The sequence below is a fragment of the Archangium sp. genome (assembly GCF_036277355.1).
In the GTDB taxonomy this organism is placed as follows: Bacteria; Myxococcota; Myxococcia; order Myxococcales; family Myxococcaceae; genus Archangium.
The window spans coordinates 35,597-61,376 of sequence record NZ_DASUNC010000168.1; the positions used below are offsets into that span (position 1 = coordinate 35,597).

Genomic DNA, 25,780 nt, shown 5'->3' on the forward strand with positions numbered 1-25,780 from the left:
TGCCTACCTTCCGAAGGGATGCACCGCACCGCCGGACAGTGGCTCCGGCGCTCTGGTGAGGGAGGGAGGAACGATGGTGAACGGACTCGGCCGGAAGGCCTCGGAGCTGAAGCACCAGGGAGATCGTCTCGGGGCGAAGGCCCTGCACCACCCGTGGATGGTGCCGCTGGCCCGCCTGGGCTACCTGGCCAAGGGCGTGGTGTACGCGGTGATTGGCGTGCTCGCGCTGCAGGTGGCTTTCGGCTCGGGCGGGAAGACGACGGATACGAAGGGCGCGCTGGCCACGCTGGCCCAGGGCGGCTGGAGCAAGGCGCTGCTCGCGGTGGTGGCGGTGGGCCTGGTGGGCTACGTCCTCTGGCGAGTGGTGCAGGCCTGGATGGATCCGGACGGCAAGGGCACCGGCGCGAAGGGGCTCCTCCTCCGGGGCTTCTACCTGGTGAGCGCCGCCCTCCACACGTTCCTCGCCCTGGCCGCCTTCCGCCTCGTGCTGGGCGAGGGCGGCGCCGGTACCAGTGGGGACCAGAGCGCCCAGTCCTGGACGGCCCGGTTGATGTCGCAACCCTTCGGCCAGGCGCTGGTCGCCGTCGTGGGACTCGTCATCGCCGGCATGGGCGTGTGGCAGGCGTACAAGGCCTGGAAGGAGAAGTTCCGCAAGAAGCTCCGGCTGGACACGCTGCGTCCCCAGCAGGCCAAGTGGGCCGTGCGCATCTCCAAGCTGGGCATCCTCGCGCGCGGGCTCGTCTTCGTGATGATCGGCGGGTTCCTCGTCCAGGCGGCGCTCACCGCCAATCCCCGGCGCGCCCGGGGGCTGGATGGGGCGCTGGAGACGCTCGCGGCCCAGCCGCATGGAGCGGTGCTGCTCGCGGTGGCCGCCGCGGGGCTCGTGGCCTACGCCGTCTACATGGCCGTCGAGGCCCGGTACCGGCGCTTCCTCGGTGCCTAGGCGCCCCGTCCGCGGGCGTCCGCGCGGGTGGCTTTCCCCAGGTGACCGGCATATGAGTCACCCGCGCGTCCCATGCTCCGCTCCCGCCTCTACCTGCTCGCCGCCGCCGTGCTCTGGTCCACCGCCGGCGCGGCCGTGAAGCTGTGCTCCCTGTCGGCCTGGCAGATCGCCTCCGGCCGCTCGCTCATCGCGGCCCTGGTGCTCGCGCTCGCCTTCCCCGCCGGCCGCAAGCTTCCCTCCCGGCGAGGGCTCGTGGCGGCCCTGGCCTACGCGGCCACGGTGGTGTCGTTCATCATCGCCAACAAGCTCACCACCGCCGCCAACGCCATCTTCCTGCAGGACACCGCGCCGCTCTACGTGCTGCTCCTGTCCCCGCTCGTGCTGCGCGAGCGCCCCTCGCGCGGGGAGCTCGCCGCCGTGCCCGTGTTCCTGCTCGGCCTGAGCCTCTTCTTCCTGGATCAGCTCGCGCCCGGGCAGTTCTGGGGCAATGTGATTGCCCTGGGCTCGGGGGTCGCGTTCGCGATGTGCATTCTGGGGCTGCGCGCGGTGGGCGAGGAGGGCTCGTCCGTGCTCGTGTGGGGCAACCTCATGGCGGGCTTCAGCGTCCTGGTGCCCTCGCTCGGGGGCCCCTCGCCCACGGCCCTGGATGTCGGACTGCTCGTGTTCCTCGGTGTGTTCCAGCTCGGCCTCGCGTACACGCTGTTTCATCGCGGCCTGCGCGAGATACCCGCGGTCGAGGCCTCGCTGCTCATCCTGCTCGAGCCGGTGCTCAACCCCGTGTGGACCTTCCTCTTCGCCGGGGAGCGGCCCGGACCGTGGGCCATGGTGGGCGGCGCCATCATCCTCCTGGCCACCGGGTGGCGCACCCTGCTGGGCTCGGGGGGCTCGGCGCGGAGTCCGGCTCGCGAGGCCCAGGGCTGAGCAGGCGCAGGGCCGGGTCCATTCCACTCGTCACCGGTGACCAGTGAAATGCACCGGGTCCATTTCACTCGTCACCGGTGACCAGTGAAACCCGTTGCCCTCATCCCACTCGTCACCGGTGACCAGTGAAACGCGCCGCCCTCATTCCACTCGTCACCGGTGACCAGTGAAACCCGCTCATCCCTTTCAGGAATGTGACCGATATCCCCTCTCCCGGAGGGCGAGGGTCAGGGTGAGGGTATCTGTCCCCGTTCTTCAACCCGTGGCCCACCTTGTGGACAGAGGGTTCAACCCGGGACCCGTGGCACCCTCACCCCGTCCCTCTCCCGGAGGGCGAGGGGAAATGGCCGCGGTGTCAGCGCCAAGGGGCGCAGGTCCATTCCGCTTGTCACCGGTGACAAGTGAAACCCGTTGCCCTCATTCCACTCGTCACCGGTGACCAGTGAAACGCGCCGGGTCCATTCCACTTGTCACCGGTGACAAGTGAAACGCACTGAATCAGCAGCGACACCGGAGTTTTGCGCTGCTGACGTCAAGAGGACCCTCACCCCGACCCTCTCCCAGAGGGAGAGGGAGTGCAGGCTCAACTCGCGACGCGCTTCTCACTGCCCGCTCCGGGCGCTCCCATTCGCCGGGCGAGCTCCGCTTCCAACCGCTTCGGCTCGATGGGCCGCTCGCGATGCCCCACGTACCCGTCCGGCCGCACCAGGTAGAAGCACTCCGCCCCCGCCCCGAAGCGGCGATGCAGCGCGCCCTCCCCATCGGCCAACACGAACGGCCCCGGCGTGCCCTCCCCCGCCACCACCACGCGCGCCTTCAACAGCGGCCCGTACGCCTCCTCCAGCCGCCTCGCGAGCGCCACCCACTCCCCCCGCGCCTTCGCCTCGGGCCTCAGTCCCGTGAACAGCAGCAGCGTGTGCTGGGGTCCACGCAGCACCTCGTGCAGGCGCTCCACGCCCTCCCCCTTCACCGGCAGTTCCGGCACGCGCTCCCCGGGCGCGGGGCCCTCCTCCAGCCGCACGCCGCCCACTTCCTCGCCCCAGATGCGCTCGGTGGACAGCGGGCTGCGCCGATAATGGATGGCGAGCTGCGTGACGAACCGCGCCATGCGCCGCTGTGTGAAATTGCCCCCGAGCAGCCCCTTCGCCACCCGAGGCGCCACGTACGTCCGCAGCATCCGGGAGAAGGTCCCTCCCTGGGTCATCAGACCGAAGAGCCGATCCGTCCCCTCCAGCAGCATCTGCCCCACCGGGTGCCGCTCCACATCGTAGGTGTCGAGCAGCGACTCCGGCGCGCGGCCCCGGGTCACGAGCGCCAGCTTCCAGGCGAGGTTGTACGCATCCTGGATGCCCGTGTTCATCCCCTGCCCGCCCGCCGGACTGTGGATGTGCGCCGCATCCCCCGCGAGGAACACGCGGCCCTGGCGGTAGCGCGGCACGCCCCGGCGGTGCAGCCGGTAGCGCGTCAGCCAACGCGGCTCGCTCACGCGCACCGGCACGTTCGACATGCGCTCCAGGATGCCCTGCATCTCCTCCAGCGTGAGGGGCGTCGTCTCGTCCCCCTCCGGGAGCATGTCCCTCGGCATGATGCAGAACAGCCGGTAGCGCTTCTCCCCTGGCATGGGGAAGGCCCCCACCACGCCGTGCATGGACGGCATGATGACCAGCTCCCCCTGCCCCAGCGGCCACTCCACGCGCACGTCCGCCAGCACGCACGCGTCGTCATACGTCTCGCCCTCGAAGGGGATGCCCGCTCCCTTGCGCACCCGGCTGCGCGCGCCGTCACACCCCAGCAGCCACCGCGCCTTCACCCGCTCCACCCCGCCCTCCGCCCGCTTCAGCGTGACCTCCACCCCGTCCGCGTCCTGCCGGAAGTCCTCCAGCGCCAGTCCCCGCTCCACCTTCACCCCGAACGTGCCCAGGTGCTCGGTGAGCAGCGCCTCGGTGGCGTCCTGCGGCAGCATGAAGATGAAGGGGAAGCGCGTCTCCAACCAGGAGAACGCCTGCATGGGCACCCGCGTGTGCACGCCTCCCGCGCCCACCACGTTGAAGGCCTCGGCCTTGCGCCCCCGCTCGAGCGCCTTCTCGGCGATGCCGAAGTCGTCGAAAACTTCGAGCGTGCGCGCCTGCACCGCCAACGCGCGCGACAGCACCGAGGGCGCCTCGAGCTGCTCCACCAGCCGGCACCGCAGGCCATGCCGCGCCAGCTCCGAGGCCATCGTCAGGCCCGTGGGCCCGGCTCCCACCACGAGTGCGTCCAACATGCCGTCTCCCCCTGCCCGGCTCCCACCGCCGGTGCGAGCCACCATGGCACACGAGGGCGGACGGCGCCCAGCGCGCTCAGCCCAGGTCCACGCCGTGGCCCGCCTGCACGTGGCCGATGTCCACCCGCCCGTCCCGCATGCGCAGGCCGCCGCGGAAGGAGTGCTCGCGGATGAACAGGTGCGTGTCCAGGTCCGCGTAGTCGAAGCCGCCCAACCCGGCGGCGAAGTGCGCCGCGCTGCTCATGGCCAGGGTGCTCTCCACCATGCCCCCCATCATCAGCTCCATGCCGGAAGCACGCGCCAGGTTCCACATGGCCAGCGACTCCACCACGCCGCTCTTCATCAGCTTGAGGTTGACGCCGTGCGCCCCGCCCTCGCGCGCCAGGCGCAGCACGTCCTTCGCCGTGCGCGCCGACTCGTCCGCGCAGATGGGCACCCGCGACGAGCGCGTCAGCTCCGCCATGCCCTCCCAGTCCTCGCGCGGCACCGGCTGCTCGAAGAGCGCCAGCGGCACGCCCTCGGCCTCCAGCCCCGCGAGGAAGGCCCTCGACTGCGCCACCGTGTAGCCCCCGTTGGCGTCCGCGAACAGCCGCGCGCCGGGCGCCTCGCGGCGGATGATGACCATGCGCCGCACGTCCTCCTCCGCCGACAGCGCCCCCACCTTCACCTTGATGGTGCGGATGCCCCTCGCGATGATCGCCCGGGCCGAGGACGCCGCGTGCGCCTCGTCACCGGCCGTCACCGTCATGTCGATGTCCAGCCCCGTGCCCGCCCCGCCGAAGAAGGCGAACAGCGGCATCCGGTAGTGCCGGCCCAGCGCGTCCAGCAGCGCCAGCTCCAGGCCACAGCGCGCCGAGGGAGCCCCCGGCAGGGCCTCGCCCAGCCGCGCCGCGAGGGGACGCCAACCCCGCGCGTCCTTGCCGAGCACCGCCTGGCGCACCGAGTGGAGCGCCTCGAGCGTGCTCGCCTGCGTCTCACCCGACACCGCCGTGAGGGGCGCGGACTCGCCCAGGCCCACCGTCCCGTCCGCCAGCGTCAGCCGGATGAGCACGTTGTTCGCCATGGTGGGCGCCCCCGTGGCGATGGCGAAGGGCTCGGTGAGGGCGAGATCCAACGGCTCGAAGTTCAGATCGGTGATGAGGGTCGGGAGCATGGGCTTCCAGCAGGGGGGATTCAGCGCAGCAGACGCTCGAAGGTGACCACCTTCATGGCCACGAAGGTGGCGGCCCCGGACCCTACCGCGAACAACGCAGCGAGCAGTAGCGAGGACAGGAAGGGGCCCGGCACCGCCAGCGTGACGAAGAAGCAGACGAGGATGGTGGGGCCGATCAGCAACCCGTTGATGTTGTTGGCGGTGCGGAAGTCGCGCGCCAGCAGGCTGACGAGCAACGCACTGGTGGTGGAGAAGGTGAGCGACGTGAGCAGCACCGCCAGCAGGGCCAGCACGAAGCCGGGCGAGCCGATGCCCAACCCGAGGATGAGCACCGCGTCCACGGAGAAGAGCACCAGCGTGACGAGCGAGGCCAGCGCGAGCAGGGCCAGCAGCTTGGCGAGCAATATCTGCCCCACGCGCACGGGCAGGGCCACCAGCAGCTCGAGCGTGCGGGACTCGCGCTCGGTGATGAGGATGTAGCTGGCCGTCACCGAGGGCACGATGAGCCCGCCGAGCGCGATGAAGGGCACCATCATGGCCCGCATCATCGCCAAAGGGTCGCCCACGAGCTCCCGCAGCCCCCGGGGCAGCACCACGCCGGGCGGGAGGTTCACCGGATTAGCGGCCCCCGTCTTCATCCCGAGCATCTGCAGCCCCGGGATGACGACCAGCAGGAGGATGGGCAGCAGCAGCGCCGTCAGCATCGCGCCGCGGCTGCGCACCAACTGGCGCCACTCCTTGCGGAAGAGGATGCGCACCTCACGCGCGAGCATCGTTCGCCCCCACGACATCCAGGAACAGGTCCTCGAGGCTCGGCGTCATGACGCGGCACTCGTAGACGTCCAGCCCCGCGCCCAGCAGGTGGCGCAACAGTCCGGGCGCCTGCGCCACCGCGTCCGCCACGTGCACGTGTACCGCGTCCGCCTCGCGCGTGGGCGTGAGGCCTTGTCCCGCGAGCGCATTGGCCAACCGCTCGGGGCCCTGGGTGGCGCGCAGCACGAGCACGGGCTGGATGCGCTGGCGCAGCGTGGCGATTCGCTCGTGCAGCAGCACCTTGCCCTGCCGGAGGATGACGGCGCTCTCGCAGAGCGCCTCGGCCTCGGCCAGGTTGTGCGTGCACAGCAGCACCGTGCGGCCCGGCATCACCTTGCGCAGGAAGGTGTGTACCTCGCGCGTGGCCACCGGATCCAACCCCACCGTGGGCTCGTCGAGCAGCAGCACCTCCGGCGAGGAGACGAGCGCGGCGGCCATGGACAGCCGGCGCTGCATGCCGCCGGACAGCTCGGCCATCCGCCGCGAGCGGAAGGGCGCCAGGCCGAAGGCCTCCACCACCTCGGGGATGTTCCCGCGGCCGTACAGGTCGCGCACCAGCAGGAGGAAGTCATCCACCGTGAAGTCCCGGTACATGCCCGGGGACTGGGGGACGATGCCCACGCGCCGCTTGGCCAGGAGGAAGCCCGGGTCCTCGACGCCGAGCCCGAAGAGGCTCACCCGCCCCGACGAGGGCCGCAGCGCGCCGGTGAGCAGGCGGATGAGGGTCGTCTTCCCCGCGCCATTGGGGCCGAGCAGGCAGGCCCGCTCCCCCGGCGAAATGCGGAAGCTCACCTGGTCGAGCGCCTGGACGCCGCCGGGGTACACCTTGGTGACGCTGGAGACCTCCAGCGGTACGTGCTCGTTGGGCGCCAGGCGGCCGTCCTCCCCGTCGCGGCGGACATACCACGCGAGCCCGGCCTTGCATCCCTCCGCGAGCATGGGCAAGAGCAGTCGAGGAGACTCGCCGCGTCATGAATCCGTCCCCCCGGTGGCTCAAGGACAGCCCCGCCGCTCCCGCCAGGGCCACGCCCGCCCGCCAGGCCGAGGACGCGACGGAGTCCCGAGACCCGGAGAAGCCGCTGTGCTGCGCGCGCTGCGGTCACTTCATCACCCGCGAGCGGGACCGCACCACCGTCAACGGCCGCGCCACGCACACCCGCGTCAATCCGTCCGGGTTCGTCTTCCACTTCGGCTGCTTCGCCCGGGCCGAGGGCGCTCTCATCGTCGGCCCGCCCACCGCCGAGGCGAGCTGGTTCCCCGGCTTCGTCTGGCGGTACGCCATGTGCGCCGAATGCAAGACGCACCTGGGCTGGTCCTTCCACGGTGAGAGCGACTTCCTCGGCCTGGTGCTGGACCGGCTCACCACGCCGAGTTGAGCGCCGCCCCATGGATGGCTTCGAATACCCCTCGCCAGACGAGGGAGAGGAGAGGGAAGCCGCAGGAGGGGACTCTTCAGATTCGCGAGTCAGACCTGCCCTGCGAGCAACTCCTTGAGCTCCCGGTTGACGAAGCACCCTTTGAGCTTCTGCGTCTCGAGTGCCGAACGGATCCCCTCCATCGTGGAGAGGGACTCCAGGAACGGAATGGCTGATTCCCGCATGAACTCGCCGATGCAGGCCTCGCGCTCCTGCAGACCCATCGACCCATCTTCGAGATCCAGTGCTCGCTCCAGATTTTCAGCTCTCTTGTCTGGCAAGCTCGTGGCGCGCTGGCGGATGTGGCATTGATACTCTTTGGGTGCCGAGGCATCCCCCAGTTGCCTCACCCAGACCGCGAGGTTGATATAGAATTGAGGACCCCACTGGGACTTCTGAAGATTGACGACCAGGAGGGTGTCTTCACACTGCTTGTGCCAGGTGTTGCTTCGAACCTTGAAGCCCGCTTCTCGAAGTGCGGGGACCATGGCCGCCCTGATGAGGTTGGATGAAGAATTCAATTCTTCTCTCCAGCATCCGGCTTATAGGTCTCAACCTTGCCCGTCCATGAGCCGCCCTCGGTCTCTTCCAATTCGCGACGATACTCCTCGACTTGCCGCTCACCTCGTTTGATGGCACGCGGGGTATCGGGCTTGAGTTCCTTGACCTCTTGTTTGTCGGGGTTGACCGCGTCGGCTCGCTTGCCGCTCGGCAATTTCACTTCCTTCCGGAAGCCTTCTCCTGGCTCCCAATCCTTGTGCGCTTGCCGGCCACGCTTCGTTGCCTCCGTCTCTCCGCTCGACTGGGAGCGTGGGAGCGAAGCAGAACTCGTCTTGCCAGCCTTTTTATTGGCGGCATGGAGCGGCTCGGCCCCCAGGGTAGCATCGGGAGGCGCCGCCAAGAGGGGCAGCGATTCCTCCACCCCTGCTCCAAGCCCAACCGCGGCCGTCGCGAACGCGGTGAGAAACGCCACGAGCAGCACGCCAAGCCCGGCCCGCACGTGTCTCCTGTACTCCTCATTTTTTGGATTCATGAAGTCGCTCTCTGGATATCGCGACGCTCGCACCCCGAGAGTTCCTCACCGCCCCGAGCTGAGCGCCACCAGCGCCGCCGCCATCACCTGCTTGAGCGGCACGTTGGCGGCCTCGGCCACCTTGCGGCAGTCCTCGAACTCGGGGTGGGCGTTGAGCACCACGCCGTTGCGCAGGCCGCGCTTCACCCGCACCCTGCCCCACGGCGTCTCCACCTCCACCCAGTCGCGCTCCAGCGCCGTGCGCTCCACCGCATAGGAGCGCACCCCGAGCGTCGTGGACTCGCGCATCAGCGTGTCCACCACCGTCTCCTTCCCGCCCCCTTCCACCAGCACGCTCAGCACGTGCCCCGGCCGCGCCTTCTTCATCGTCGCCGGCACCACCCAGGCGTCCAGCGCGCCCTTGCCGAGCACGTGCTCCAGCAGGTACCCGAGCAGTTGCGGCGTGCTGTCGTCCAGGTTGGCCTCCACCACCCAGAGGCCCTCGGCCCGCGCCTCGGCCCGGCCCATGGCCGCGCGCAGCACGTTGGGCCTGTCCCGGAAGTCCTTCGTCCCCACCCCGTAGCCAATCCGCTCCACGATGAAGTCCGGCGGCGGCTGGCCGATGCGCGCCAGCACCTTCAGCAGCGCCGCGCCCGTCGGCGTCGTCAGCTCGCCCACGCCCTCGAAGCGCACCGGCACGTCCCTCAGCAACTCCAGCGTCGCCGGCACCGGAATGGGCATGTTCCCGTGCGCCACGCGGATGGTGCCGCTGCCCAGCGGTGGCGGCGCCGAGTACACCTCCGGGTCTCCGAGCAGGTCCAACACCACCGCCGCCCCGCAGATGTCCACGATGGAGTCCACCGCCCCCACCTCGTGGAAGTGGATGGCGTCGATGGACACCCCGTGCACCTTCGCCTCGGCCTCGCCGATGGCCCGGAACACCGCCAGCGCCCGCTCCTTCGCCCGCGGAGACAGTGTGTCCGCCGCCTCGATGAGCTGGCGGATGTCCGCGTACGCCCGGTGCGGATGCGCCTCGCGCTCGTCCAGCACCACGTCCAGGTGCGTGCCGCTGATGGCATGCCGCACCGCCCGGCTCACCGCCAGCTTCCAGCCCGGCACCTTCAGCCCGCTCAACGCCTGGGCAATGGCCTCCGGCGTCACGCCGAGGTCCACGCCCGCCGCCAGGAACATGTCCCCGGCGATGCCGCCCACCGGCTCCAGGTAGAGAATCCTACGCACGGTTGTTCTCCCACGGGGCCGGATACCCTCACCCCGTCCCTCTCCCGGGGGGAGAGGGGATATTCGCTCAGGGTTGTTGATTCAGCGCTGGCCCTTGGTGCGAGAGATCAGCGCCGCGTAGAAGCCGCCCCCGAAGCCGTTGTCGATGTTCATCGTCGCCACGTTGGAGGCGCACGAGTTCACCATCGTCAGCAGCGCGGATATGCCCCCGAAGTTGGCCCCGTAGCCCACCGACGTGGGCACCGCCACCACCGGAATGCCCACCAGCCCGCCCACCACGCTCGCCAGCGCCCCCTCCATGCCCGCCACCACCACCACCGCGTGCGCGTCTTGAATCTCCTCGCGCCGCTTCAGCAGCCGGTGGAGGCCCGCCACGCCCACGTCGTACACGCGCTTCACCGTGGCCCCCATGGCCTCCGCGGTGATGGCCGCCTCCTCCGCCACGGGCAGGTCGCCCGTCCCCGCCGTCATCACCGCCACCCTCCCCGCCTTCTGCTTGCCCTGCTTCAGGTGGAAGATGCGCGCCAACGGGTGGTACTCGCCCTTGGGGAAGGCGGCCACGAGCGCCTCGGCCTTGTCCGGCTGCAGCCGCGTCACCAGCACCGGCTGCTTGCGCTCCACCAGCTTGCCGACAATCCCCAGCACCTGCTCGGCCGTCTTCGGCTCGCCGAGCACCACCTCGGGAAAGCCGAAGCGCAGGCTGCGGTGGGTGTCCACGGTGGCATAACCGAGCTCGGCGAACGGCAAGTCCTTGAGCTGGCCCACGGCGTCATCCACCGAGACCTTGCCGCCCTTCACCTGCTCGAGCAATCGGGTAAGCGTCTTCTCGTCCATGCCCGCCCCTCTACCGCACTGTGCGGGGCGGTGGAATCACGAGCGTACGCCACCCGGGCACGAGGGCCCGGCTCGAGCGAGCCAGGCCCCCGTATCCGACAACTCCCCCGCGTTACGCCCGGGTCCGGCGGCGCCGGGACATCAGCACCCCGCCGAGCAGCATCGCCAGGGCGGCGAAGGCCCCCCCGCTGGAGCCCGAGCAGCCGCAGCCCGTGTCCCCCTTGCTCGGGGCGTTCACGAACACCGCCGTGGTCCGGGCCGGCACGGTGAACACGCCCTGGGCGGACTCGAAGCGGGCCTCCTGGAGGCGCGCGTCACGCGAGCCCTGCTGCACCGGGTGCAGCTGCATCGCCTTGTCCTTGGACGAGGCCAGGGTGAACGTCTGCTTCTCGTCGCTGGCGTTGAAGAGCACCACCACGTGGGTGCGGCCCTCCTCGCCCTCCTCGTCGTTGAGCTCCATCACGATGAGGCCGGGAATCTGGCCCGGGCCCTCGTTGTGGAAGCGCAGCTTGGACTGGATGTCCGCGGCGGTGCGCTGGCGGAAGGCCGTGGTGCTCTTGCGGATGCGCAGCATCTCGTTGAAGTGGTCCACCGCCGAGACGATGTGCTCCTTGGACGGCTTGAGCGCCGGGTTGGCGAGCAGCGGGCCCATGATGGACCAGTTGCCCGAGTTGTCACCGGCCGGCGGCAGGCCCACGCCCCAGTTGTTGGAGGCGTAGGTGAAGTCGAGCTTGTTGAACCAGTCGCCCGAGTTGTAGCTGTTGCGGTCCAGCGACTTGGAGCGGAGCATCTCGTCACCGGCGTGGATGAAGGGGATGCCCTGGGCCAGCAGCACCAGGTCCAGCGCGAGGTTGTGCATGCGCACGCGCTCCTCGATGCTCGCCGTGGGGGCCGCCTTCAGCTGGATGGCGTCGAACAGCGTCTCGTTGTCGTGCGCCGAGACGTAGGTGATGACCTCCTGCGGATCCACCGTATAGCCGGCGGGCTGCCCGTTGTAGTCCACCTGCGAGCCCTTCACCGTCGTGCCCGCCTTGTTGACGAGCGGGTAGTCGCGCAGGTTGCCGGCCAGGCCCACGCGAATCTGGTCCGCGTAGTGCAGCAGCTTCTGGCGCTGGTCATCCGTGGAGCCCTGGTCCGTGGTGTTGGGGTCGTGGAGGAGGCCGCTGGCGAAGCCCTGCTCGCGCAGGCCGCTGAAGGGGCCACCGCCGCGCACGGCGTCACGCAGCCGGTCGCTGAACGTGCCGATGCCCGTGCCCGCCATGTTCAGCTGCGTCGCGTTCACGCCGCGCTGGCCGTCCGCCACCTCGCCGAAGTTCCACCCCTCGCCGTACAGGTAGATCTTCGAGCCATCCACCCCGTCCTTCTCCAGGGTGAGCGCGTCGAGCGCCTCGCGGACCTTCACCATGTTGGCCTTCATGTGGTGGCCCATCAGGTCGAAGCGGAAGCCATCCACCTTGTAGTACTTCGCCCAGGTGACGAGCGAGTCCACCATGAGCTTCTCGAACATGGCGTGCTCGGAGGCCGTGTTCTGGCAGCAGGTGCTCGTCTCGACGTTGCCGGAGTCCCGGCCGAGGCGGTGGTAGTAGCCGGGGACGATGCGGTCGAGCACCGAGCGGGAGTCCTGGCCCGAGGAGTTGGTGTGGTTGTAGACCACGTCCATCACCACGCGCAGGCCCGTCTCGGACAGGCCCTTCACCATCTGGCGGAACTCGAGGATGCGGGCGCTGCCGTCGGGGTTCACCGCGTAGCTGCCCTCGGGCACCGTGTAGTGGTACGGGTCATAGCCCCAGTTGAAGCCATCCTGGTCGCGCACCGCGTTCACCGCGGCCTGCTGATCCTGGGAGTCGGCCGGCAGGGAGACCAGGTCCCCGGCGGGCACGAGCTGATCGGCGCGGTTCTCGTTGATGGTGGCGATGTCGAACACGGGCAGCAGGTGCACGTGCGTCATGCCGGAGCCGGCCAGCCGCGCCAGGTGCTTCATGCCGTTGGAGGCCTTCTCGGCGAAGGCGGCGAAGGTGCCGCGCTTCTCGGCGGGCACGGTGGTGTCGTTGATGCTGAAGTCGCGCACGTGCAGCTCGTAGAGGACGATGTCCTCGGGAGCGTCCAGGCGGGGCTTCTTCAGCGCGTTCCACCCCGCGGGCGCGAGCGCCGGGTCATCCAGGTCCACCAGCTGGCTGCGCGTGCTGTTGATCGCCAGGCTCAGCGAGTACGGGTCCGTCACGAGGTTCTTCACCACCTTCTTCTCGGAGCGGACGTAGACCTCGACCTCGTAGAGGTAGAACTTGTTCTTCCAGTCCGCCTCGCCGGTGATGCTCCAGACGCCGGTGGTGGCGTCATGGGACAGGTCCGCCACGTGGCTGGCGGTGGCCGCGTCCGAGGAGTCGAACACGTGCAGCCGCACCGAGCGCGCGGTGGGGGCCCACAGGCGCAGGGTGGGCACGCCGTTGCTCCACGAGCCGCCCAGCGGCCCGTCGTAGGTGTACAGCGCGTCCAGCACGCCCGGCATCTGCACCGAGGTGGCGTCCACCAGCTTGCCGTCCTTGTTCTTCAGCGAGAGGGCCAGCTGGCCCTGGAGCAGCTCGGGCACCCGGGCCAGCTCGGCCGCGGGAATCTTCAGCGCCTTGAACGTGGCGAGGTGCGGGAACTTCGCCTTGAGCTCGGCGCTCGGGCCGGTGGGGTCCACCTCGAGGGGGATGGACTCCCCGCCCTCGATGCCCGTGGAGCCCAGCACCATGGTGCCCGCGGCGTCGTAGTGCAGCTTGAGCTGCGGGGCCTCGGGGAGCTCCAACGGCGACCACAGCAGCGTGTCCCTGGACACCCAGTGCGCGCGGGCCAGGTTGATGTCACCGGCCGGGGCGCTGAGCACCTTGAAGGTCGGGACGCGGGTGTCCGCGTTGAACTGGAAGGTCACCTCGGAGCCGCCCGCCGGCACGCTGAAGGCGACGTCGCTGCCAGGGTAGGCGGTGGCCCACCCCTCATCCATGGCCACCTTGAAGGCGTACGCGCCCTCGGGAATCGTGGCGGTGTAGACGTAGACGCCATCCCCATCCGGGTCCTGCATCATCGAGCGCAGGCACGACGGCGACCAGTCACCGGGGCACCCCACCTCGCTCTGGAAGCTGCCCGCCACGGTGGCGATGACGGCCTTGGGCGTGCTGGACGGACGGCTCGTCGCCCAGCGGCTCTTCGCGTCGAAGTAGAACTTCACGCTGCCCGGCTCGGCGAGCGTCAGGGAGATCTCCGGCCCGTCGAGCGCGGCGCCCGCGCCGTAGGTGCCGCCCGCGCCGCCGTCGATGGCCACCCGGTAGGTGTGGGTGCCCGCGGGCAGGCTGAAGGACTTCTGGAACACGTCGTCCTCGGACTCGTACGTCAGGTCCGTGGCGGTGCACGCCGCATCACCATCGGTGGTGCAGCCGAGCTCGGATTGGAAGCTGCCCACGAGCGTGACGCGCGGGGGCTCGGCGGCCGAGGCCACCGTGCTCGACGACAGCAGGCCGAGCAGGCCGAGGGACAGGGTCCGGCTCCATGCCGGGAGCCGGGAAATGACAGCGAATCGCATCGACACACCTTCCTGGAAGCACGGACCGGCCCCTTCCGGGGGCGAGCCAGTCCGAACCATCGGGTCTTGAGGAAGCGCCACACGCTCGTGACGAAGTCACCGCTCGTGGGAGCGGGGAGAGACTACCAGAGCCCCGGCCCCTTCACCTCCGGCGGCTGGCCGGGATCTCCGGGGCGCTGCTAAACCAGGAAGCCATGCCGCCCCCGCGCTCCCTCCGCTTCCTCCCCGCCTTGACACTGCTGGCCTGTGCCCCGCAGGCGCCCTCCACCGTCACCCCGGCGGAGCGGCCTCCCGTGGAGCTCGCCGCGCCCGCCGGTGACGAGTGGTACCGGCACGCCGTCTTCTACGAAGTCTTCGTGCGCAGCTTCCAGGACTCCAACGGGGACGGGAAAGGCGATCTGCCCGGCCTCATCGCGCGCCTGGACTACCTCAACGACGGGGACCCGAGCACCCCCACGGACCTGGGCGTGGACGCGCTGTGGTTGATGCCGGTGTTCGACTCGCCCAGCTACCACGGCTACGACGTGGTGGACTACGAGCGCATCCACCCGGACTACGGCACCGTGGAGGACTTCGAGCGGCTGTGCGCCGAGGCCCACCGCCGCGGCATGCGCGTCATCCTGGACCTGGTGCTCAACCACAGCAGCTCGCAGCACCCGTGGTTCGTGGAGTCCGCGTCCTCGCGCACCTCGGCGAAGCGGGACTGGTACCTGTGGAGCGACACGGACCCGGGTTGGCGGCCGCCCTGGGACATCTTCTCCAAGGGCTCCACCTGGTACGAGCGCAACGGCGCGTACTACTACGGCGTCTTCTGGAGCGGCATGCCGGACCTCAACCTGAAGACGCCCGCGGTGCGCGAGGAGGTCAAGCGCATCGCCACCTTCTGGCTGGGCAAGGGCGCGGATGGCTTCCGGCTGGACGCGGCGCGCTACCTCATCGAGACGGGAGGAGGGCTGCCGGGGCAGGCCGACACCCCGGAGACGCATGCCTTCTGGAAGGAGCTGGCCGCGCACGTGCGGAGCGTGAAGCCGGACGCGGTGCTGGTGGGGGAGAACTGGACCACCACGCCCGTCATCGCCACCTACTACGGCTCCACGGCCCGGGTGCCCGGCGGGGACGAGCTGCCGCTCAACTTCAACTTCCCCCTGGCCGAGGAGCTGCTCAAGGCCGCCCGGACGGGGGATGCGGCGGACGTCACCGTGAAGCTGGCGGAGATGCGCAGCCACTACCCCGCGGGCGTGGCGGACGCGCCCTTCCTCACCAACCATGACCAGGTGCGCGTGGCCACGCAGCTGGGCGGCAAGGCCGGGGACCTGGCCACCGCCGCCTCGCTGCTGCTCACCCTGCCCGGCTCGCCCTTCCTCTACTACGGCGAGGAGCTGGGCATGGCCAACGGCACCACCCTCAACGACGAGGCCAAGCGCACGCCCATGGCCTGGGACGCGAGCGCGGGCGCCGGCTTCACCCGCGGCACGCCGTGGTTCCCCCTGTCCCCGGGCACCGAGCGCACCCACGTGGCCGCGCAGGTGAATACCCCGGGCTCGCTCCTCTCGCGCTACCGCGAGCTCATCCGCGTCCGTCACGCGTCGCGGGCCCTGGAGCGCGGCGGCCTCAAGCTGCTCACGCCCACCCAGGGCCGCGCCCCCACGCTCGCCTTCCTGCGCACGGTGGGAGACGAGCGGGTGCTCGTGGTGCACAACCTCACGGATGCCGCGCTGACGGCGGGCCCCTTCGCGCTGGAGGGCGACACCTCCGAGGTGCTCTTCGCGGACCCGTCCGTGAGCTCACTGCTGCGGGACGGGGGCGGCTGGAGCGTCACCCTGCCCGGCCACGCCACCGGCATCTGGCGCCTGCGGTAGGACGGGCCCGGCCGGCACCACCGCCGGCCAGGGGCGCGCCTGGAGCCCGAGCACCTCCTGCTGGCTCACGCCCTCGGGCACCAGCAGGTCCACCACCGGCGACTGGTTCGTGCCACCCAGGCGCCCACCGCCAAAGCGCTCGTGCGAGGTCCCCGGCCCGATGCCCAGCACCATCAGCCCCTGCTGCGGCGGAGCCGTCACCCCTCCCAGGAAGGTGGGCAGCTCCACCCGGCGATCCAACGTGGCGCCGGTGACCGCCACCGCGTACCCCCACGTGGGCCGCGCCTGGCCCCCGAGGAAGGACTCCGGGACGAAGAAGGACACCGTGGGCCCCGACACGTGCACCCGGGTGGGGAAGAAGACGCTCCGCGCGATGCGCTGCTCCAGCCGCGCGTCCAGCGCCCTCGCGGTGGACTCGCTCACCGCGCCCTGCTGCCGCTGCAGCTCCGCCAGGGCCTCCTGCCGCCACAGCGTGCGCAGCATGTCACGCGCCTCGTAGGGGCGGGGGGTGAGGAGGATGACCTTCTCCCAGGCGCTGCCCGGAGCGAGCGTGAGGTAGCGGCCGGGGAGCGTGTCCACCCGGCCCGAGCCCTCCTTCCCATCCTCGTCCACGTACACGTCCAGGTTGAAGGTGTAGAAGCCGAAGCGCGCCATGTCCGCCAGCGTGGTCCCCGCCGCGTCCATCGTCCGCCGCATGGGCACGGGAATGGGCCGGGCGAAGGTCGCCTCGAAACGGGTGCCTCCGCTCTCCGCGTACGCGCGGAAGGACAGCAGATCCAGGGAGCCCGGCCCCATGTCCTGACGCAACGGGTAGCGCAGCTCGCCATCCCCATGGTCATCCCCCCGCGGGTCCTCCAGCGAGAAGAGCCGCGTGTCGCCACGCGTGCCACGGCAGGCGCTGGCACACGTGGCCAGCAACAGGAGCAGGGAGAGACGGCGGAGCAGCACCATGCGCGGAGTCCTCGGAGCGGGAAAAAGCGAGGGGCCCGGCGGGCGTCACCGCGCGCCGGGCCCCCCTCAGACTGCCTTGAAAACGGTTAGAACTGCGCCTTCATGAACGCCTTGAGACGCATGTGCTCGAAGGAGCGCGTCCCCAGCGGGTTCCAGCCGCCGTAGCGGTTGGTGAAGCCCAGGGAGCCCACCTCCACGCCATGGTCCTTGGAGATCTTCTCGTCGGCCGCCTGGGCCACGAAGCCCGTGCCGTAGTCCGGCGTGAAGGTACCGAAGAGGTACTGGCCCTCGAGACCGAACTCCACACCGGCCAGGATGTACTTGGCCTTCAGGGACACCAGGTTCTTGTCGTGCTGGCCCGACACCATCTGGTGCAGGTTGTAGGACTGGAAGGCCGTGTTGCCGTCCTGCAGGTCCGCCATGAACCGGGTGTAGCTCAGCGAGGCGTACAGGTCGTCCGTCAGCTGGTAGCCGGCGCCGAGGTTGAAGCTGGTGTAGTTCAGCACGCGGTCGTCGTCGGAGATGTCATCGAACGGCTTGAACTGGTAGCCGGAGCCGTCGGCCACGAGGCTCGGGTTGCCGTAGAGGTCCGCGGTGGACAGCTGCTTGCCGCTGGCGTCCGTGCCGTAGTAGCGCTTGTTGCCGGCGCAGGCCACGCCGCCGCCCGGGCAGTCCCCGTCCTGGTAGGGCAGGTACTTCTTGTCGTTCAGGCGCTTGTCGGTGTCGTGGATGTACTTGACCTTGCCGAACACGTCCACGCCGCGGCCCAGGTCGAGCACGTAGCGGGCCTTGGCCACCAGGATGTGCGTCTGCTTCTCCTGGAAGGGCTGGTAGGCGCTGCGGAAGTTGTGCAGCACGCCCGAGTCCAGCTCGGTGCCCGGGTAGCGGGTGTTGTCCAGGGCGCGGGTGTCATCACCCCAGGCCTGCCAGTTCTGGTTGTAGGTGATGAAGGAGTACTCACCGGCGATGTCCAGCGCGCCGTTGCTGTACACCGGGTTGAACGTCAGGCCCTTCCAGCCGATGGCCGTCTCGGCCATGGGCTCGTCGAAGTCCGTGAACTCGTTGTCCACGTTGATGGTGGCCAGCTGCTGCGTCTCGTTCGTCCAGCCGCCGTAGCCGATGACGGAGGGGTTGCCCGCGAAGACGCCGTACTTGGCGTTGTTGGGGCCGGGGAAGGCGAAGGTGGCGTCGTGACCCTCGGTGAGCAGCACGTCCGACTCACGGCGGGCGGCCATGATGGACATGTAGTCCGCGCCGATGCTGAACGCCTGCGCGTTGAGCGACAGGCCGATCTCCAGCGGATCATTCAGCGTGACGTCCACCTTCCAGGTGTTGTCCTCGTGCTTGCCCGCCATCGTCGGCGAGTAGCCGTTGAGGCCGAAGCTCTTGTGCACGAAGGCGGGGTTGTTGTCCGGCTTGTCCCCGAAGCGGTTCGTCTCCTCCGCGTGCATGTACGAGCGGTAGAAGGAGCCGCGCACGTCCAGCACGGAGCCCATGTGGAAGCCGGCCTTCAGGCCGCCCACGCCGTTGCGGAAGCGCGGGTAGAGGTCCCGGCCGTTGTCCAGGTTGTTGTCCCCGGCGTTCAGCTCGTTGTCGATGGCGTACTGGAAGATGCCACCCACGTCGAACATGTCGTTGAAGGTGTACTTGCCCTGGAAGACGTAGGAGGCGTCCGTGGTGTGGAAGGCGCCCGTGCTGTAGTTGGGGCCGGCCCAGAGGCGGGGCAGCGAGATGCCGGCCACGTCGTACGTCAGCTTGCGCTCGAGCGCCGAGCCCTGCACGAGCACGCCGTAGGCGTTGTCGCGGTCGATGTAGCGGATGCGGCCCACGACGAAGGGATCGAACTGGCCGAAGTCGTTGGCGCCGATGGTGGCAGAGTCGACGAGGTAGCCCGGCGTCAGGGTGACGGCGAGGCCGCGCAGCTTGATGTACTGGTTGGAGCGCACGTCGAACTCACCGCAGTCGCCGTTGACGCAGGGGCCTTTGGGGTTGCCGCCAAAGCCACCGAAGTTCGACCAGAAGTTCTGGCTGAAGCGGCTGTGGATGCGGCCCCGCACCTCGACGGCGCTGGAGAGGCGCGCGTTGAGCAGCAGCTCGAGCTCGGTGCCGATACCGTTCTCGCCCGAGCCCTCACCCGGGATGGTGGTGAAGTTGAACATCGCGCCCTGCTGGCGCGAGTTGCCGTACAGCCACTTGGTGTAGGTGGTACCGCCAATCTGGAGCTTGGGGGCCTCCTGGGCGAGCGAGGCGGAAGCGGGCAGCAGGGTGGCAGCGGCGGTGAGGGCGACTGCGCCCTTCCGCAGGGACTTCATCTTCATGGGTGATACCCCTCTCTTTTGCAGCCGAACCGGGACGCGGGGGCATCCCGGCTGCCGGCGCGGACGGCTCTTCACCGTCCGCGCGACCCTCCGGCAGGAATGCGTGAATCTGGGAAGGACTACTTCTGCTCCTGGGCCGCCGCCTCCGGCTTCGCCGCGCCGCCCACCATCGTCAGCGTGGCCGGCTTCTTCGAGCTGCCATCCTCGGCGCACTCGTAGCTGAGCATGTCGTGCTGGGCCTTCACCTCGGACGCATCGCCCTTGCCCTGACCGGCGAGCACGTCGATGGCGTGCGGATCACAATCGTTGTCGTTGCCGCCGCCGAAGCGGTGCTGGCCCTCGAACTCGTTCACCTTGCGGGTGAGCAGATCATTGCCCGCGGGGAAGCCCTCGTTGGACTGCACCACCACCTGGAAGCCCCACTGCGAGGGGTCTCCCTCGAGGCCCGCCAGGTCCACGGTGGCGTTGATCTTCCGGCCCGAGCCCTTGGTGCGGGTGGGGACGATGATGTTGTCCTTGAGGGCGCCGGCCTTGTTGCCCGCCTCGGCCTTCACGCGGGCGGAGTTCTGCGGGGAGATGATGATGACCTTCTCCCAGCCGTTGTTGGGGGCGAACTTCACGTTGAGGCCGGGAGGAGACTCGGTGGAGCCGCTGCCCTCCTTGCCGTCCGTGTCGATGAAGATGAAGGCCATCTGCACGGAGAAGCCCGAGCCCATCTTCCAGGGGTCCTCGAGCGTGGTGTTGAAGCCCAGGGTGACGTCGGCCTTGGAGCCCTTCTTCTCGAAGGTGAAGTCCGTCAGGTCGAACGAGCCGCGCTTGTACACGGTGTCGGTGGGGTACTTGTAGGTGCCCGGACCGTTGTCGTCGCCGGTCGGATCCTTGAAGGACACCTTGTCCGCGGCGAGCGCGGGGGCGCCCAGGAGCGCGGCGGCCAGGGAGAGAACAGCGAAACGCGAGGTCTTCATTGCGACTTCTCCTTGAGAAAGGGACTGCGGACTAACCCTTGACGCTGCCGGCGGTGAGGCCGGAGACGAGGTACTTCTGGAGGAAGAGGAAGAGGACGACCACCGGGATGGACACGATGATGGAGCCGGCGGCGAAGTAGCCCCACTGCTGGGAGAAGCCGCCCACGAAGAAGCGCAGGCCCACGGGCGCCGTGTACATGGTCTCCTGGTCCATGAAGGTGGCGGCGAGGATGAACTCGTTCCACGCCGTCATGAAGGAGAAGAGCGCCGTGACGGCCACCGCGGGCTTGGCCAGCGGCAGCACGATGGTCCAGAAGATCTTCCCCGCCGAGGCGCCCTCCATGACGGCGGCCTCCTCGAGCTCCTTGGGAATGGTGTCGAAGTAGCCCTTGAGCATCCACACGCTGAAGGGGATGGAGGTGGTGGCGTAGACGACGATGAGGCCGATGCGCGAGCTGCCCAGGCCCAGCCACTGCACGAGGATGATGTAGAGGGGGATGAGCATCAGCGTGCCCGGGAACATCTGGGACACGAGGAAGGCCATCATGCCGGCGCGCTGGCCGGTGAACTTGAAGCGGCTGAAGGCGTAGGCGGCGGTGCACGCCAGGAAGACGCCCACCACGGTGGTGCCCAGCGCGATGATGGCGCTGTTGAGCATCCACTGGGCGAAGGGCTGATCCGTCATCACCGAGGTGAAGTTGGAGAAGGACAGCGTCTCCGGCCACGGCGTGACGGCGCGGACGCGGTCCATCATCGACGGCGCCTCGGGGAGCGTGGTGATGGCCAGGCTCTGCTTGCCCGAGAGGGCAATCGTGATGACCCAGAGGATGGGGTAGAGGGTGAAGAGGGTGAAGAGCACCAGCAGCACATGCAGCGGCCAGTGGGGAACCCCTTCGCGGCGCGAGAACATCAGGCGGCCTCCGTGGCGCGGGACATGCGGTTCTGCACCACGCTGTAGAGCAGCAGGATGCCGAAGATGACGGTGGAGTACGCCGCCGCGTAGCCGTAGCGGTAGCGCTGGAAGGCGTACTTGTACGCCTGGGTGACGAGGATTTCGGTCGAGTTGCTCGGCTCGCCCTCGGTCACCAGGAAGATGACGTTGAACTGGTTGAAGGTCCACACCACCGACAGGATGATGGCCGGGACGAGCGCGGGCTTGAGCGCGGGCAGGGTGATGGCGGTGAACTGCTGCCAGCGCGAGGCGCCGTCCACGCGAGCGGCCTCATAGAGCTCGGCGGGGATGGAGGTGAGCGCGCCGAGCGACACCACCATCATGAAGGGGAAGCTCAACCAGCCGTTGGTGGCGAGCACGGTGAGGAAGGAGCTGACGGGGGTGTCGTACCAGGCGAGCCCCTGGCCGCCGAACATGCGGATGACATGGTTCACCACGCCGAACTGCTGGTGGAACATGCCCTTCCAGATGAGGGCGGTGATGTAGTTGGGCATGGCCCACGGCAGGATGAGGAGCACGCGGTACACCGGGCGCAGCGCCAGCCCCTGCACGTTGAGGATGAGGGCGAGCACCAGGCCCACCGTTACGCCGATGGTGACGTTGGTGACCGTCCACACCACGGTGAAGAAGAGCGTGTAGTAGAAGTTGAGGTAGTTGAAGACGATGGAGCCGTCCTGCGCCCTCTTGGCGATGCTGAAGTCGCCCAGAATCTCCGCGTAGTTGCGCAGGCCCACCCAGATGTCCGTGAGCGACTGCCCCGTGTTGTAGAGGTTGGAGTCGGTGAAGGACAGGGTGATGCCGTAGAAGAACGGGAAGAAGACGAGCACCACCATGCCCACCATCGCCGGGGCGATGTAGGCGTACGCGGTGCGGTTCTCCACCACCGTCTCCACCGTGCGGGCCAGGCCGCCCATGCCGATGAAGAGCAGCACGGCGAGCGCCAGCGTGCCCAGGCCCCCCAGGGCCCGGCCCGCGCCGGAGCGCAGCTCGGCCACGCGTGCCGCCACCGCCGCCTCGTTCACCGCGCCCGCGGGCGTCACGAGCCCGAGCGGACGGCGGTACGGGTCGGCGTCCCAGTTGCCGGGCTGCAGCGCCAGCTCGGTGGCGAGCTGACGCTCGGCCATCACCGCCTGGGCGCGCTCGGACATGGCGCGCAGCTGACCGGCCACGAGCGTCTGCGTCTCGCGCACCTGGGCGTCCAGCATGCCCAGCGAGTACGAGGCGTAACCGCCCACGCCCACCGCGAGCGCCACCACCGAGGCGATGACGAGCAGGCCCTGCTTGCGTACGGCGAAGGAAGCACCCGCGCACAGCGCCAGCGGCAGCAGCAGCCACAGCGCCAGCGCGCCCTTGCTGGGGTAGAGCGGCTCCTTCAGCGGGGGCGTGGCCAGCTCCACCAGGCCCACCACCGCGCCGTCCACCTCCACCGGAGCGCTCAGCTGACGGCCGCCGTTGGGCAGCGCCTCGGCTTCCACCTCCAGCTTGCGCGCGGAGCCCTCCTCGCGGTTGGTCTCCACCGCGGCGCGCAGCCGCTGGCCGCGGTCATAGAGGGGCTTCTCCTCGCGCGACAGCCGGCGCGGCGCCGCGCGATCGTCCTTGTCCTCGGAGAAGGTGGAGGCCTCGAGCTGGATGCCCGAGAAGGCGATGACCCGCACCGCGCTGCCCGCCGGGAGCTGCTGCTGCCAGGCGGACACCACGGCGCGAACGGAATCACCCTTCCCTCCCGCGCGCTGGACCAGGTCCTCCAGCGCACGGAGGGAGATGAAGGCCTGGCGGTCCGCGCGCTCGGTGGCAACGGTCTCCAGGGCCTTGGCCAACAGGCCCTGGGCGAGCACGAGCGACAGGCCGAGGGCGAGGGACAGCCCCACGAGCACCCGCACGCGGCGCGGTGCATTTCCCCGGGCATCTCCGGGGGGAGTGCCCGCGCTGTGAAGGGGTTCGGTGGCACCGCGCTCGGAGGGCGCGGAGGCGGCGGATTCACCGCCGGAACGCTGTGGGGCCGTCGTGGTCACTCAGTGCCTCACTTCTTGCGCAGGCCGGCCACGTCCTTGGCCACGGCCTTCTGGGCCACGTCGAGGGCGGCCTTGGGGGTGGAAGCCTTCTTGAGGATGCCGTTCATCGCCGAGGTGGCCGGCGACCAGACCATCGTCATCTCCGGCACGTTGGGCATCGGCACCGCCACCTCGACCTGGTCGCGGAACGCCTTGAGCTGCGCGTCGCCAGCGACCTTGGGGTCCGAGTACACGGTCTGATTGGCGGGGCTCTGGCGGCCCTCCAGCGCGAGCACCTTGGCGGCGGCGGCGTCGGTGAGGAACTTCGCCACCTCGAAGGCGGCGTCCTTGTTCTGCGACGGAGCGGAGACGTACACGCCCTCCACCGTCATCCACGGACGCATGGGCTTGCCACCGGCCTCGTCGAGCGTGGGCAGCGGGGCCAGGCCGTAGTCCACGCCCTTGGCGATCTCCCCGAGGAACCAGGGGCCGGAGAACACCATGGCCGCCTTGCCATCGTTGAAGAGCGAGGTGATGAGGGCGCTGGAGGGCTCGGCGGGAAGGATGCCGTCCTTCTCCGCCCACTTCATCATCAGCTCCACGGACTTCACGTTGGCGGGCGAGTTGAGCGTGGGCGTGGTGCCCGGGCCGAACACACCACCGCCGAAGCCGTTCATCAGCGCCGAGTGGTAGTAGAAGTCGCCGTACGAGTAGGCCAGACCGAAGCGGCCCGCCTTCTTGTCGGTGAGCTTCTTGGCCGTGGCCACCAGCTCGCCGCTCGTCTTGGGCGGGGTGGGCACCAGCTTCTTGTTGTAGATGAGCGTGACGACCTTGTAGTTGAGCGGCAGGCCGTAGACGGTGCCGCGGTAGGTCATCGCCTCCAGGGTGGTGGGGATGAAGCGCTTGCGGACGGCGTCATCCAGGTAGAAGTCGATGGGCTCCACCGTGTTGCCGGCCTCGATCCACCCGCCCAGACGGTCCTGGGCGAAGATGAAGAGGTCGGGGCCCTTGCCGCGCGGCACCGTGGCGGAGATCTTGTCCGCGTAGGCGTCATACGGGACGGCCAGGGTCTTCACCTGGATGTCCTTGTGGGCGTCGTTGAACTGCTTGATCACCTTCTCCAGCGCCGCCTTCTCCTCGGCGCGGTAGCCGTGCCACAGGACGATCTCCTTGGGCTGGGCGGAGGCGGGCGTGGACAGCAGGCCGAGGGCGGACAGAGCCATGGCCGCGATCATCAGTCGCAGGTTCTTCATGTCGGGGAGCTCCTGAGGGAGGGACTCGGACTAGACGGACAGACGTTGCTCGGTTTCGGCGTCGAAGAGGTGCAGCGACTCCAGCTCGATGGCCACCGCCATCTTCGCACCGGTCTCCGGAGTGTGCTGGGGCGGGAGCCGGAAGACCAGCGAGTTCTCGGCCAGCCGGGAGTGGACGATGACCTCGTTGCCGAGCGGCTCCACGAGATCCACCCTCACCTCCAGGGAAGCCGTCTCACCGCGAGCATTGGCCGAGGACGCGAGGACGTTGTCCGGGCGGATGCCGACCTTGAGCTTGCGGCCGCCCTTGCCCGCCGTCACCGCGCGCAGGGCCTGGGGAACGGGCAGCTTGAAGCCATCGCCCTCGAGCCCCTCGCCGTTGGCCGAGAGCGTGGAGGAGGTGAAGCTCATGGGGGGCGAGCCGATGAACTGGGCCACGAAGACGTTGGCCGGGCGCTCGTACACCTCGAGCGGGGTGCCGAGCTGCTGCAGCTTGCCGTCCCGCATCACCGCGATGCGGTGGCCCATCGTCATGGCCTCGATCTGGTCGTGCGTCACGTAGACCGAGGTGACGCCCAGGCGCTGCTGGAGCTTCTTGATCTCCGAGCGCATCTGCACGCGCAGCTTGGCGTCGAGGTTGGAGAGGGGCTCGTCGAAGAGGAACACCGCCGGCTTGCGCACGATGGCGCGGCCGAGCGCCACGCGCTGACGCTGGCCACCGGAGAGCTGCTTGGGCTTGCGCTCCAGCAGGTGGGTGATGCCGAGCACCTCGGCGGCCTCGTTGACCAGCCGGTCCATCTCCGGCTTGGGCGTCTTGCGAATCTTCAGGCCGAACTCGAGGTTCTCCCGGATGGTCATATGCGGGTAGAGCGCATAGTTCTGGAAGACCATCGCGACGTCGCGGTCCTTGGGCGGGAGCTCGTTGACGACGCGCTCACCGATGGAGAGGTTGCCGCCGGTGATCTCCTCCAGGCCGGCGATCATCCGCAGCGCCGTGGACTTGCCACAGCCGGACGGGCCCACCAGCACCATGAACTCATGATCTCGGATGTCGAGGTTCAACCCCTCGATGACCGACACCTCACCATACCGCTTGGCCACATTCTTGAAGACGACTCCGGCCATCTCACGCACCCCCCACGAGGGATTGCATCCAGTTCATCGCGCCCGTCCCAGGATGCGGACGGACAGCGGCTCGACGGTGACTTCCATCGTCGGAGCAGCCGTCAGGCGGCCCCCGCCGAGCAGATCCTCCGCGTCCGCACCGCTCCAGGCCTCGGGCCAGGGGAACGAGGCGGACGCCTTCTTCTCACTGCGATTGACCACCACCACCACCGCG

General features: G+C 69.2%; 20 protein-coding genes and 1 pseudogene. 4 read left to right on the forward strand and 17 right to left on the reverse strand.

Going from position 1 to position 25,780, the window contains the following annotated elements:
• Positions 1–73 precede the first annotated feature (73 nt).
• Positions 74–943 carry a DUF1206 domain-containing protein gene (locus VFZ09_RS41575; RefSeq protein ID WP_329733349.1) on the forward strand — a complete coding sequence of 290 codons (870 nt, stop codon included), beginning with the start codon at positions 74–76 and terminating at the stop codon, positions 941–943.
• 72 nt (positions 944–1,015) lie between these two features.
• Complete coding sequence (locus VFZ09_RS41580) at positions 1,016–1,864, forward strand: DMT family transporter (protein ID WP_329733350.1); 849 nt, start codon at positions 1,016–1,018, stop codon at positions 1,862–1,864.
• A 583-nt stretch (positions 1,865–2,447) separates the two neighbouring features.
• Here the strand turns inward: VFZ09_RS41580 and VFZ09_RS41585 are convergent.
• From VFZ09_RS41585 to VFZ09_RS41600, 4 genes are all read right to left on the reverse strand, one after another.
• The gene (locus tag VFZ09_RS41585; RefSeq protein WP_329733351.1) at positions 2,448–4,127 is read right to left on the reverse strand and encodes an FAD-dependent monooxygenase; all 1,680 of its coding nucleotides are present in this window, start codon (positions 4,125–4,127) and stop codon (positions 2,448–2,450) included.
• Between the two features lie 76 nt (positions 4,128–4,203).
• Complete coding sequence (locus VFZ09_RS41590; RefSeq protein ID WP_329733352.1) at positions 4,204–5,280, reverse strand: dipeptide epimerase; 1,077 nt, start codon at positions 5,278–5,280, stop codon at positions 4,204–4,206.
• Between the two features lie 20 nt (positions 5,281–5,300).
• Positions 5,301–6,053 (reverse strand): ABC transporter permease, encoded by a 753-nt coding sequence (locus VFZ09_RS41595; RefSeq protein WP_329733353.1) that lies wholly within the window; start codon positions 6,051–6,053, stop codon positions 5,301–5,303.
• The gene (locus tag VFZ09_RS41600; protein WP_329733354.1) at positions 6,040–7,032 is read right to left on the reverse strand and encodes an ABC transporter ATP-binding protein; all 993 of its coding nucleotides are present in this window, start codon (positions 7,030–7,032) and stop codon (positions 6,040–6,042) included. The genes VFZ09_RS41595 and VFZ09_RS41600 overlap by 14 nt, the downstream gene beginning before the upstream one ends.
• 32 nt (positions 7,033–7,064) lie before the next feature.
• On the opposite strand from VFZ09_RS41600, the gene VFZ09_RS41605 reads away from it, so the two are divergent.
• The gene (locus VFZ09_RS41605) at positions 7,065–7,469 is read left to right on the forward strand and encodes a cereblon family protein (RefSeq protein ID WP_329733355.1); all 405 of its coding nucleotides are present in this window, start codon (positions 7,065–7,067) and stop codon (positions 7,467–7,469) included.
• A gap of 89 nt (positions 7,470–7,558) precedes the next feature.
• Here the strand turns inward: VFZ09_RS41605 and VFZ09_RS41610 are convergent, their stop codons facing one another.
• The 5 genes from VFZ09_RS41610 to pulA form a co-directional block, all read right to left on the reverse strand.
• Entirely contained in the window at positions 7,559–8,029 is a 471-nt protein-coding gene (locus tag VFZ09_RS41610; protein WP_329733356.1) for a DUF4304 domain-containing protein, read from the reverse strand.
• A complete protein-coding gene (locus VFZ09_RS41615; protein WP_329733357.1) occupies positions 8,026–8,541 on the reverse strand; it encodes a hypothetical protein in 516 nt (171 codons plus the stop codon). The genes VFZ09_RS41610 and VFZ09_RS41615 overlap by 4 nt, the downstream gene beginning before the upstream one ends.
• A 45-nt stretch (positions 8,542–8,586) precedes the next feature.
• Positions 8,587–9,759: a nickel pincer cofactor biosynthesis protein LarC gene (larC, locus tag VFZ09_RS41620; protein WP_329733358.1), complete on the reverse strand. Its 1,173-nt coding sequence runs from the start codon at positions 9,757–9,759 to the stop codon at positions 8,587–8,589.
• Positions 9,760–9,840: 81 nt separating this feature from the next.
• Entirely contained in the window at positions 9,841–10,593 is a 753-nt protein-coding gene (gene larB / locus VFZ09_RS41625) for a nickel pincer cofactor biosynthesis protein LarB (protein WP_329733359.1), read from the reverse strand.
• A gap of 112 nt (positions 10,594–10,705) precedes the next feature.
• Positions 10,706–14,152, reverse strand: a complete 3,447-nt coding sequence (gene pulA / locus VFZ09_RS41630; RefSeq protein ID WP_329733360.1) for a pullulanase-type alpha-1,6-glucosidase — start codon at positions 14,150–14,152, stop codon at positions 10,706–10,708.
• A 194-nt stretch (positions 14,153–14,346) separates the two neighbouring features.
• Here pulA and VFZ09_RS41635 point away from each other — a divergent pair, with 194 nt between their 5' ends.
• Positions 14,347–16,011 carry an alpha-amylase family glycosyl hydrolase gene (locus tag VFZ09_RS41635; RefSeq protein ID WP_329733361.1) on the forward strand — a complete coding sequence of 555 codons (1,665 nt, stop codon included), beginning with the start codon at positions 14,347–14,349 and terminating at the stop codon, positions 16,009–16,011.
• On the opposite strand, the gene VFZ09_RS41640 is transcribed toward VFZ09_RS41635, so the two are convergent.
• From VFZ09_RS41640 to VFZ09_RS41675, 8 genes and pseudogenes are all read right to left on the reverse strand, one after another.
• Complete coding sequence (locus VFZ09_RS41640) at positions 15,937–16,962, reverse strand: glucodextranase DOMON-like domain-containing protein (protein ID WP_329733362.1); 1,026 nt, start codon at positions 16,960–16,962, stop codon at positions 15,937–15,939. The two genes, VFZ09_RS41635 and VFZ09_RS41640, sit on opposite strands and share 75 nt — an antisense overlap.
• 86 nt (positions 16,963–17,048) lie before the next feature.
• Positions 17,049–19,280, reverse strand: coding sequence for a hypothetical protein (locus tag VFZ09_RS41645; protein WP_329733363.1), 2,232 nt, complete (start codon positions 19,278–19,280; stop codon positions 17,049–17,051).
• A 119-nt stretch (positions 19,281–19,399) separates the two neighbouring features.
• Positions 19,400–20,245 (reverse strand): glucodextranase DOMON-like domain-containing protein, encoded by an 846-nt coding sequence (locus VFZ09_RS41650; RefSeq protein ID WP_329733364.1) that lies wholly within the window; start codon positions 20,243–20,245, stop codon positions 19,400–19,402.
• A gap of 31 nt (positions 20,246–20,276) precedes the next feature.
• A complete protein-coding gene (locus VFZ09_RS41655) occupies positions 20,277–21,155 on the reverse strand; it encodes a sugar ABC transporter permease (RefSeq protein WP_329733365.1) in 879 nt (292 codons plus the stop codon).
• On the reverse strand, positions 21,155–23,077 hold the full coding sequence (locus VFZ09_RS41660) for a sugar ABC transporter permease (protein WP_329733366.1): 1,923 nt from the start codon (positions 23,075–23,077) through the stop codon (positions 21,155–21,157). Before VFZ09_RS41660 ends, VFZ09_RS41655 begins: the two co-directional genes overlap by 1 nt.
• A 140-nt stretch (positions 23,078–23,217) precedes the next feature.
• Positions 23,218–24,441 carry an extracellular solute-binding protein gene (locus VFZ09_RS41665; protein WP_329733367.1) on the reverse strand — a complete coding sequence of 408 codons (1,224 nt, stop codon included), beginning with the start codon at positions 24,439–24,441 and terminating at the stop codon, positions 23,218–23,220.
• 30 nt (positions 24,442–24,471) lie between these two features.
• Positions 24,472–25,566, reverse strand: a complete 1,095-nt coding sequence (locus tag VFZ09_RS41670) for a sn-glycerol-3-phosphate ABC transporter ATP-binding protein UgpC (protein WP_329733368.1) — start codon at positions 25,564–25,566, stop codon at positions 24,472–24,474.
• Between the two features lie 33 nt (positions 25,567–25,599).
• Positions 25,600–25,780, reverse strand: a pseudogene (locus tag VFZ09_RS41675) (alpha-amylase); the annotation flags it as partial.